This is a genomic window from Treponema sp. R6D11, from assembly GCF_054786075.1.
Genome location: NZ_BDHD01000256.1, coordinates 1 through 2069, shown reverse-complemented (window position 1 = coordinate 2069; position 2069 = coordinate 1). Strand labels below are relative to the sequence as shown.

3 pseudogenes are annotated in these 2069 nt (G+C 41.7%); 2 read left to right on the top strand and 1 reads right to left on the bottom strand.

What is annotated here, in order from left to right:
• A pseudogene (locus ACYVTD_RS11980) lies at positions 1-539 on the bottom strand (adenylate/guanylate cyclase domain-containing protein); the annotation flags it as partial.
• A 241-nt stretch (positions 540-780) separates the two neighbouring features.
• Between ACYVTD_RS11980 and ACYVTD_RS11975 the strand changes: the two are divergent.
• Both ACYVTD_RS11975 and ACYVTD_RS11970 read left to right on the top strand, forming a co-directional pair.
• Positions 781-1251, top strand: a pseudogene (locus ACYVTD_RS11975) (CHASE2 domain-containing protein); the annotation flags it as partial.
• Between the two features lie 279 nt (positions 1252-1530).
• A pseudogene (locus ACYVTD_RS11970) lies at positions 1531-2069 on the top strand (adenylate/guanylate cyclase domain-containing protein); the annotation flags it as partial.

Here is a 2069-nt window from a genome sequence, read left to right as displayed (position 1 = left end):
AAATTTACCGCGTTTCCCATGATTGTATAATCCATTTTGTTGGGAGTGCCCATGTTGCCTACAACCATATCCCCTGTGTTTATACCAAGCCTTGTAAATAGCGGGTAAGGATCGTCAATACTACTTATTATCCCTTTTCCAGCCATAGCTTTCATAACTTCAGGAGTAACAAGTCCCTGCTCAAGCGCATCTCGGTTGATCTCCCTCTCCGCTTTTTTCATACAAACGGCGGCGCGGCAGGCAAGCGCGGCATGGTTCTCCATGTAAACAGGAGCGCCAAAGAAGGCAATAATCGCGTCTCCCTCGTATTTATCAATTGTTCCCTGATTATCAAGAACAATGTTGCTCATTCTTGTAAGATAAAAATTCAGCAGTTCTACAAGTTTTGCCGGATCTCCAAGAGCTTCGGAAATTGTAGAGAAACTGCGGACGTCCGTAAAAATTGCGGTCATCTCTCTTTTTTCACCGCCAAGTTTTAATTGGGAAGGATCTTGTATAATTTGGTCAATAACTTTTGGAGACAGGTACTGAGAAAAAGCTGATTTTATAAACCGCTTTTGACTGCCTTCTGTCGCGTAATTGTAAAGAGTTACAGTAATAAAAGCGGCGAGCGTTCCAGAAAGATACGTTACCATAGGCAGCCAGAGTCCGCCGAATTGATCCGCGGCAAAAGAGCCTATAATTATCAGAAAAACAACAATTGCCATCCCTGAAACAAAAAAAGAAATACGGTTTGAATAAATCGTTAAGCATACAAAAAAAATTATCGCCGCCGGCGCTTTGGGAAGCGTTACAGGTATATCGGATTCTGACGGAATTATAAGAAGGTTAAAACCTTTTACCTTATTTGACGGAAAAGCGATACCCGGTCTTTCTTCCGCGTCGCTGATTGTTTCGGGAAAAGGACAGCAATTAATTTACAATAAAAAGACCGGCGTAATTGAATGGGACGGAATTTCAATACCCATTGATAAAAATGGCAATGCCCTGTTAAGGTATCACGGACTTTTAGATAAATATATTCCTTACAGGGCAATGGATATACTGACAAGCGCAGAAGCGTATAAAAACGAAGATGAAGCGTATATGGGTTCCGATTACTTTCTTGCCCCTGATAATTTTAAAGATACTTATGTGTTTTTTGGTTTTTACGCGCAGGGGCTTTTTGATATTTTTAATACGCCGATTTCTTCCGTGTATCCGGGAATGGGTTGCCATATAACAATGCTTGATAATATGCTACGGGGCGATTTTATCCGCGAAAGCGCCGAGTGGCTTAACTTGCTGATTCTTCTTGCGGTTATAATTTTTTTGGTATGCTTAACGATTTATTCAAACCGTATTTCTCTTTCCGTTACAGGAATGGCAATTGTTGTTTTTCTGATAATTATAGGCTCTTTTGCCGCGTATCAATTCGGCGGACTCTGGCTGCCTATGGTAACGTATCTTTCTGGAACGCTCGCCGCTTTTATTACTGTAACTCTTTACAATTACGCGACAGAAGGCAGTCAAAAGCGGTTTATAAAATCAGCTTTTTCTCAGTACCTGTCTCCAAAAGTTATTGACCAAATTATACAAGATCCTTCCCAATTAAAACTTGGCGGTGAAAAAAGAGAGATGACCGCAATTTTTACGGACGTCCGCAGTTTCTCTACAATTTCCGAAGCTCTTGGAGATCCGGCAAAACTTGTAGAACTGCTGAATTTTTATCTTACAAGAATGAGCAACATTGTTCTTGATAATCAGGGAACAATTGATAAATACGAGGGAGACGCGATTATTGCCTTCTTTGGCGCTCCTGTTTACATGGAGAACCATGCCGCGCTTGCCTGCCGCGCCGCCGTTTGTATGAAAAAAGCGGAGAGGGAGATCAACCGAGATGCGCTTGAGCAGGGACTTGTTACTCCTGAAGTTATGAAAGCTATGGCTGGAAAAGGGATAATAAGTAGTATTGACGATCCTTACCCGCTATTTACAAGGCTTGGTATAAACACAGGGGATATGGTTGTAGGCAACATGGGCACTCCCAACAAAATGGATTATACAATCATGGGAAACGCGGTAAATTT